Origin of the sequence: Pseudomonas sp. NPDC089392, assembly GCF_044749595.1 — a bacterium.
GTDB lineage: Bacteria > Pseudomonadota > Gammaproteobacteria > Pseudomonadales > Pseudomonadaceae > Aquipseudomonas.
The window spans coordinates 22873-30207 of the sequence record NZ_JBIVIF010000061.1; the positions used below are offsets into that span (position 1 = coordinate 22873).

Below are 7335 nucleotides of genomic sequence, written 5' to 3' on the forward strand. Positions count from 1 at the left end.
ATAACAATCTGACTAATGGTAGCCCCGAGATGCGCTGCAATGATATTTGTCTGCTACCACCCGTAACCACAGGCTAGGCTGCAGAGAACAGCACATGGATTTATCAGAGGCGTCCCGATAATGCGCATACTCGTCACAGGCGGGGCTGGCTTCATAGGCTCGGCCTTGGTCCGCCACCTGATCGGCCACACCGGGCATGAGGTGCTCAACCTCGACAAGCTGACTTACGCCGGCAACCTCGAGTCGTTGCACAGTATCGCCAGCAACACCCGCTACGAATTCGTCCAGGCCGACATTGCCGATGCGGTCACCGTCAGCGCCGTACTCGAACGCTTTCAACCCGATGCGATCATGCATTTGGCGGCCGAGTCCCATGTAGACCGCTCGATCGACGGCCCGGCGGCCTTTATCCAGACCAACATCGTCGGCACCTATGCCTTGCTGGACGCCACACGCGCATGGTGGAGCCGGCTGCCGGCCGCCCAGCGTAGCGCTTTTCGCTTCCACCATATTTCCACCGACGAGGTCTATGGCGACCTGCATGGCGCCAACGACCTGTTCCGCGAGACCACGCCCTATGCGCCCAGCTCGCCCTACTCGGCCAGCAAGGCAGCCTCGGACCACCTGGTCCGCGCCTGGCACCGCACCTACGGCCTGCCGGTGCTGGTCACCAATTGCTCGAACAACTATGGCCCCTATCACTTCCCCGAGAAGTTGATCCCATTGATGATCCTCAATGCCCTGGCGGGCAAGCCGCTGCCGGTTTATGGCAACGGCCAGCAGGTGCGCGACTGGCTGTTCGTCGAGGATCACGCCCGGGCGCTGCTGGAAGTGGTAAGCCATGGCCAGGTCGGTGAAACCTACAATATCGGCGGCCACAACGAGCAGAAGAACCTCGATGTGGTGCATGCGATCTGCGCACTGCTCGAGGAATTGGCACCGCAACACCCGCCCGGCGTGGCCCGCTACGCAGACCTGATTACCTACGTACAAGACCGCCCCGGCCACGACCTGCGCTATGCCATTGACGCCAGCAAGATCGAGCAGGAACTGGGCTGGGTGCCGCAGGAAACCTTTGCCAGCGGCCTGCGCAAAACCGTGCAGTGGTACCTGGACAACCTGGAATGGTGCCGCCACGTTCAGGATGGTACCTACCAAGGTGAACGACTGGGCAATAACGACCTCAAGGAGCTCATTGCATGACCAAGGGCATCGTCCTGGCCGGAGGCTCCGGCACCCGCCTGCATCCCATTACCCTCGGCGTGTCCAAGCAGTTGCTGCCGATCTACGACAAGCCGATGATCTACTACCCGATGTCGGTGCTGATGCTCGCCGACATTCGCGACATCCTGCTGATTTCCACACCCCAGGACTTGCCCCAGTACCGCCAGCTGTTCGGCGACGGCAGCCAGTTCGGCATCCGCATCAGCTATGCCGAGCAACCCTCACCTGACGGTCTGGCCCAGGCATTCCTGATTGGCGAGCAGTTCATCGGTAACGACTCGGTCTGCCTGATTCTGGGTGACAACATCTTCCACGGTCAGAGCTTCACCGAGCAGTTGCAACGTGCGGTCAATCACCCAAGCGGCGCCACCGTGTTCGGCTATTGGGTCAAGGACCCGGAGCGCTTCGGCGTGGTCGAATTCGATGAGCAGGGCAACGCCCTTTCCATCGAGGAAAAGCCCCTGCAGCCCAAGTCCAGCTACGCGGTGACCGGCCTCTACTTCTACGACAACGACGTCATCGAAATTGCCAAAGGCATTCGCCCATCGGCGCGCGGCGAGCTGGAAATCACCGACGTGACCAATGCCTACCTCAAGCGCGGTGACCTGCGTGTCGAGCGCTTCGGTCGCGGCTTTGCCTGGCTCGATACCGGTACCCATGAAAGCCTGCTGGACGCCTCGCAGTACGTGCAAACCATCGAAAACCGCCAGGGCCTGAAAGTGGCGTGCCTGGAGGAAATTGCCTTCAACAAGGGCTGGATCACCCGCGACCAGTTGCTGGCCAAGGCAGAAAAACTGAAGAAGACCGGTTACGGTCAGTACCTGGGCAAACTGGCCAACGAAACTACATGAATATCATCCCCACCAACATCCCTGACGTACTGATTATCGAACCAAAGGTCTTCAGCGACAGCCGTGGCTTCTTTTTCGAAGCGTACAATGCCCACGATTTCGCGCAGCAGACCGGCGTTACCGCGCACTTTGTGCAGGACAACCACTCCCGCTCGGTCAAGGGTGTGCTGCGCGGGCTGCACTACCAGGTGGAAAACACCCAGGGCAAGCTGGTGCGCGTGATACACGGCGAAATCCGCGACATTGCCGTGGACGTGCGCAAGAGTTCACCCACCTTTGGCCAATGGGTGGCGGTTCACTTGTCGGCCGACAACTATCGCCAGTTGTGGATTCCACCTGGGTTCGCGCACGGTTTCTCGGTCATGAGCGAGTCGGCCGAGTTTCTCTACAAGACCACCGACTACTACAACCCGGGCGCAGACCGGTGCATCCGCTGGGATGATGCGCAACTGGCCATCGACTGGCAGCTGGATGAGCCGCCGGTGCTGTCTGATAAAGACAAGCTCGGCGTGCCATTCAGTGAGGCGCAACTGCTGCCATGAAAATTCTCGTCTGTGGCCGCAACGGCCAGGTTGCCCAGGCCCTGCAGGTGCACTTGGCAGGCCTTGGCGAGTTGCATGTACTGGGGCGCGAGCAACTGGACCTGGCCGCACCTGAAGCGTTGCGTGCTCCCCTGCGCCGGCTCGCCCCTGAGCTGATCATCAACGCGGCCGCCTACACGGCCGTGGACCAGGCAGAGCAAGAGCCGGAGCTGGCGTTTGCCATCAATGCCGATGGCCCCCGCGTGCTCGCAGAAGAAGCCAAAAGGCTTGGCGCCCCGTTGATCCACTTCTCCACCGACTATGTGTTCGATGGTGGCAAAACCACGCCTTACAACGAAGACGATGCACCCAGCCCCTTGGGCGTGTATGGCCACAGCAAGCTGGCAGGGGAACAAGCGATTGTCGCAGTCGCCGGAAAACACCTGATCCTGCGCACCAGCTGGGTCTATTCGCGCTACGGGCGCAACTTCCTGCTGACCATGCAACGGCTGCTGCAGGAACAGCCTCAATTACGCGTGGTAGACGACCAGGTGGGCGCCCCAACCTGGGCCGGAACGCTCGCCACCAGCACCCGCAGCCTGATCGAGCGCTGGCAAGCGGGTCAAGCAGGCGCCTGGGGCATCTATCACCTGGCGGCCCAAGGCGAAACATCCTGGTTCGGTTTCGCCCAGGCCATTGCCGAGCAATTGAAAGCCCAGGGCCTGCCCTGCGCCGAACTGCTGCCGATACCTTCCAGCGAATACCCCACTCCGGCGCGCAGGCCACTCAACTCTCGCCTGGACTGCACTCGCCTGGCCCGCGAATGGCAGGTCAACCTGCCACACTGGCAGCAAGCGCTGATCGACTGCTTGAAGTAGCGCATAATTGCGTCAGACTTTTCTGGCGCATTTACGTGATGATTGCAAAACCCACGCCCCCACGCCGTCCCCGCTGGCGCAGCCTGGCCCTGTTGGCCCTGTGCCTGGCCCCGTTACTTTGGCCCCTGCATCACTTGGCTGAACGCTACTACCAGCAAGAGCTGGCCTCGCAGAACCGCCAGACCCTCGACCTGTATGTCGCCAACCTGCTCGGCACCCTGCACCGCTACGAGACCCTGCCGCAAATCCTCGGCGACTTGCCCGCGCTGCGTGGCGTGCTGGCCGACCCGTTCCGCCTGGAAGCGGTGACCAACGCCAACCGCCTGCTCAAGGACATTGTCCAGCAGACCGGTGCCGAGGTGATGTACCTGATGGACGTCAGCGGCAACACCCTGGCCGCCTCCAACTGGGATAAACACGACAGCTTCGTCGGGCGCAATTTCGCCTTCCGCCCCTACTTCAACGAAGCCATGGCCGGCCGCCTGGGGCGCTTCTTCGGCCAGGGCACTACCTCGGCCAAGCGCGGCTACTTCTTTGCCGCCGCCGTGCGCGACCGCGAAAGGATCGTGGGCGTGCTGGTGGTCAAGGTCGACCTCGACCACACCGAAACCCTGTGGGGTCGTACCCCCGAACAGCTGTTGCTGACCGATCACAATGGTGTGGTAATCCTCACCTCGCGGCCCGACTGGCGCTTTCGCGCTACCCGCGCACTGACCGAGGCCGAGCGCCAGGCAATCATCGCCATCCAGCCCTACCCCACCCAGGCCCCGCAACCGCTGGTGCTCAACCCGGACGCGTGGATCACCCAAACCCGCGACATCAAGGAAACCGGCTGGCAGGTCAGCATCCTTGCCCCGCGCATTCTGGTCGACCGCTCGGTACAGACCGTCATGGCCATCGGCGCCGGTACCTTGCTGGTGGTGATGCTGCTGGCCGGGCTGGTGATGCAGCGGCGCCGTCACTACATCGACCGTATCGGCCTTGAGGCCCGTGGCCGCCAGGAGCTGGAAAAACGCGTGGCCGAACGTACCGCCGACCTCGAAGGCCTGAACACCCGCCTCAAGCGCGCCGTGCTGGAGCGCGAGAACGCCCAGCAAGAGGCAGTGCGCGCCCAGGATGAACTGGTGCAGGCCGGCAAGTTGTCGGTACTCGGCACCATGTCGGCCAGCATCAGCCACGAGCTCAACCAACCGTTGGCAGCCATCCGTAGCTATGCGGAAAACGCCGAGATCCTGCTCGATCACCAGCGCACCGAAGACGCCCGCGGCAACCTCAAGCTGATCGGCGAGCTGACCGGGCGCATGGCCTCGATCATCGCCCACCTGCGCGCCTTCGCCCGCCGTGATCGCCATGCCCCGGAGAGCGTGGCCCTGCAGCCAGCCCTGGACGATGCCCTGGCGCTGCTGGCCAAGCGCCGCCGGGCAATGGCCGTAGAGCTGATTCGCGACCTGCCGGAAGCCACCTTGTGGGTGCAGGCCGGCGAAACCCGGCTGCGTCAGGTGCTGGGCAACCTGCTGGCCAATGCCCTCGACGCGCTGACCGAAAAAGCCAACCCGCGTCGCCTGTGGCTAAGTGCCGAGCAGCGCGATGACTGCGTCTACCTGTACATCCGCGACAACGGCCCAGGCTTTAGCCGCCAGGCCCTGGAGCACGCCAAGGAGCCGTTCTTCACCACCAAGACCCGCACCCAGGGCCTGGGCCTGGGCCTGGCCATCTGCGAAAGCCTGATGCGCGCCCTGGGCGGTGAACTGCTGCTGGCCAACCACCCTGAAGGTGGCGCACTGCTGACCCTGCAGCTGCGTGTGGCCGCGCCTGGCGCTACTTTGCCCAATTCGGAGGACCCCTCGGCATGACCACCGAGACACTGATCGACAGCCGAGCCCAGGTCATCCTGGTCGACGATGACCCGCACCTGCGCCAGGCCCTGAGCCAGACCCTGGACCTGGCCGGGCTCAAGGTGGTCGCCCTGGCCGATGCCCAAGGCCTGGCCGAGCGCATCGAGGCCGACTGGCCCGGCGTGGTGGTCAGCGACATCCGTATGCCCGGCATCGATGGCCTGCAACTGCTGGAACAACTGCACGCTCGCGACAGCGAGCTGCCGGTGCTGCTGATCACCGGCCACGGCGATGTGCCGCTGGCGGTGCAGGCAATGCGCGCCGGTGCCTATGACTTCCTGGAAAAGCCCTTTGCCACCGACGCCCTGCTCGACAGCGTGCGCCGCGCCCTGGCCCTGCGCCGCCTGGTGCTGGACAACCGCAGCCTGCGCCTGGCCCTGAGCGACCGCCAGCAGCTGGCCACCCGCCTGGTCGGCCAGTCGCCGTCCATGCAGCGCCTGCGCGAGCAGATCGGCGCCTTGGCTGGCACCCGCGCCGACGTGCTGATCCTGGGGGAGACCGGCGCCGGCAAAGAGGTGGTGGCCCGTGCCCTGCATGACCTGTCGAGCCGCCGCGATGGGCCGTTCGTGGCGATCAACGCCGGTGCGCTGGCCGAGTCGGTGGTCGAAAGCGAGCTGTTCGGCCATGAACCTGGCGCGTTTACCGGCGCGCAGAAACGCCGCATCGGCAAGTTCGAGTTCGCCAATGGCGGCACGCTGTTTCTCGACGAGATCGAGAGCATGAGCCTGGACGTGCAGGTGAAGCTGCTGCGCATGCTGCAGGAACGGGTGGTCGAACGCCTGGGCGGCAACCAGCTGATCCCGTTGGATATCCGCATCATTGCCGCGACCAAGGAGGACCTGCGCCAGTCCGCCGACCAAGGGCGCTTCCGCGCCGACCTGTATTACCGCCTGAACGTGGCGCCGCTGCGTATTCCACCGCTGCGCGAACGCGGCGACGACATCCTCGTGCTGTTCCAGCACTTCGCCGATGCTGCCAGCCAGCGCCATGGCCTGCCGCCCCACACCCTGCAGCCGGCCCAGCGGGCCATGCTGCTGCGCCACGACTGGCCAGGCAACGTACGCGAGCTACAGAACGCCGCCGAGCGCTTCGCCCTCGGCCTGGAACTGGCCCTGGACGGCCAGGCGCCACCGGCGGCAGCACCCGCAGCGCCAATGCTGAGCGGCAACCTCAGCGAACAGGTCGAGCAGTTCGAACGCTCGCTGATCGCTGCCGAGCTGACCCAGCCACACAGCTCCATGCGCAGCCTGGCCGAGGCGCTGGGCATCCCCCGCAAGACCCTGCACGACAAGTTGCGCAAGCATGGCTTGAGCTTCGACGGCGGCAGCGGCGGGCATGACGACCACGAGGACAACCGTTGATGAGCACCGATAGCCAGTACCTGCAGTCCGTACTGCACAGCGACATTCCCCTGACCCGTGAAATGGGCCTGGAAGTGATCGACTGGCAGCAGCACGCCCTGCGCCTGCAACTGCCGCTGGCGGCCAACGTCAATCACAAGAGCACCATGTTTGGCGGCAGCCTGTACTGCGCGGCGGTGCTGGTGGGTTGGGGCTGGCTGCACCTGCGCCTGCGTGAACTGGGGATTGATGACGGGCATATCGTCATCCAGGAGGGGCAGATCAGTTATCCGCTGCCGGTTACCGGCACGGCCGTGGCGCGCTGTGCGGCGCCGGATGAGAAGACCTGGGAGCGTTTCCTGACCATGTACCAGCGCCGTGGGCGGGCGCGGTTGACGTTGGGGACCACGGTGAGCAATGCCGGTAGTGACGAGCCGGCGGTGAAGTTCAGCGGCCAGTACGTCCTGCACCGCTGATACCGAAGGCTGTCTCGATCCCACAGGTGCGGCGGAAACTCTAAGCCAACGCAGTACCTGTACAGGCTGTGTGAAAACCTGAAATTTTGAGCCAGCTCCTGCAAAATGCCCCGCATCAACGATGCGGGGCATTTTTCATGGCGTACATCC

7 protein-coding genes are annotated in these 7335 nt (G+C 63.9%); all 7 read left to right on the forward strand.

Features of this window, described 5'->3' with window-relative positions:
• Nucleotides 1-120: 120 nt before the first annotated feature.
• Genes rfbB through ACIP1G_RS29780 form a run of 7 tightly spaced genes read left to right on the forward strand, consistent with a single transcriptional unit; the run spans nucleotide 121 to nucleotide 7185 of the window.
• Entirely contained in the window at nucleotides 121-1203 is a 1083-nt protein-coding gene (rfbB, locus tag ACIP1G_RS29750) for a dTDP-glucose 4,6-dehydratase (RefSeq protein WP_400743741.1), read from the forward strand.
• Nucleotides 1200-2075 (forward strand): glucose-1-phosphate thymidylyltransferase RfbA, encoded by an 876-nt coding sequence (gene rfbA, locus ACIP1G_RS29755; protein WP_400743744.1) that lies wholly within the window; start codon nucleotides 1200-1202, stop codon nucleotides 2073-2075. Before rfbB ends, rfbA begins: the two co-directional genes overlap by 4 nt.
• Nucleotides 2072-2617: a dTDP-4-dehydrorhamnose 3,5-epimerase gene (rfbC, locus tag ACIP1G_RS29760; RefSeq protein ID WP_400743746.1), complete on the forward strand. Its 546-nt coding sequence runs from the start codon at nucleotides 2072-2074 to the stop codon at nucleotides 2615-2617. The genes rfbA and rfbC overlap by 4 nt, the downstream gene beginning before the upstream one ends.
• On the forward strand, nucleotides 2614-3474 hold the full coding sequence (gene rfbD, locus ACIP1G_RS29765; RefSeq protein WP_400743749.1) for a dTDP-4-dehydrorhamnose reductase: 861 nt from the start codon (nucleotides 2614-2616) through the stop codon (nucleotides 3472-3474). The genes rfbC and rfbD overlap by 4 nt, the downstream gene beginning before the upstream one ends.
• Before the next feature lie 38 nt (nucleotides 3475-3512).
• Nucleotides 3513-5327: an ATP-binding protein gene (locus ACIP1G_RS29770; RefSeq protein WP_400743751.1), complete on the forward strand. Its 1815-nt coding sequence runs from the start codon at nucleotides 3513-3515 to the stop codon at nucleotides 5325-5327.
• Nucleotides 5324-6730 carry a sigma-54-dependent transcriptional regulator gene (locus tag ACIP1G_RS29775; RefSeq protein ID WP_400743754.1) on the forward strand — a complete coding sequence of 469 codons (1407 nt, stop codon included), beginning with the start codon at nucleotides 5324-5326 and terminating at the stop codon, nucleotides 6728-6730. The genes ACIP1G_RS29770 and ACIP1G_RS29775 overlap by 4 nt, the downstream gene beginning before the upstream one ends.
• Nucleotides 6730-7185 carry a YiiD C-terminal domain-containing protein gene (locus tag ACIP1G_RS29780; RefSeq protein ID WP_400743756.1) on the forward strand — a complete coding sequence of 152 codons (456 nt, stop codon included), beginning with the start codon at nucleotides 6730-6732 and terminating at the stop codon, nucleotides 7183-7185. Before ACIP1G_RS29775 ends, ACIP1G_RS29780 begins: the two co-directional genes overlap by 1 nt.
• The last annotated feature ends 150 nt before the right edge of the window (nucleotides 7186-7335 follow it).

Bases quoted from the DNA above. Each gene is read 5' to 3' on its own strand.
- ACIP1G_RS29780 (WP_400743756.1), top strand. From the start codon at position 6,730: ATGAGCACCGATAGCCAGTACCTGCAGTCCGTACTGCACAGCGACATT.
- rfbA (WP_400743744.1), top strand. From the start codon at position 1,200: ATGACCAAGGGCATCGTCCTGGCCGGAGGCTCCGGCACCCGCCTGCAT.
- ACIP1G_RS29775 (WP_400743754.1), top strand. From the start codon at position 5,324: ATGACCACCGAGACACTGATCGACAGCCGAGCCCAGGTCATCCTGGTC.
- ACIP1G_RS29770 (WP_400743751.1), top strand. From the start codon at position 3,513: ATGATTGCAAAACCCACGCCCCCACGCCGTCCCCGCTGGCGCAGCCTG.
- rfbB (WP_400743741.1), top strand. From the start codon at position 121: ATGCGCATACTCGTCACAGGCGGGGCTGGCTTCATAGGCTCGGCCTTG.
- rfbD (WP_400743749.1), top strand. From the start codon at position 2,614: ATGAAAATTCTCGTCTGTGGCCGCAACGGCCAGGTTGCCCAGGCCCTG.
- rfbC (WP_400743746.1), top strand. From the start codon at position 2,072: ATGAATATCATCCCCACCAACATCCCTGACGTACTGATTATCGAACCA.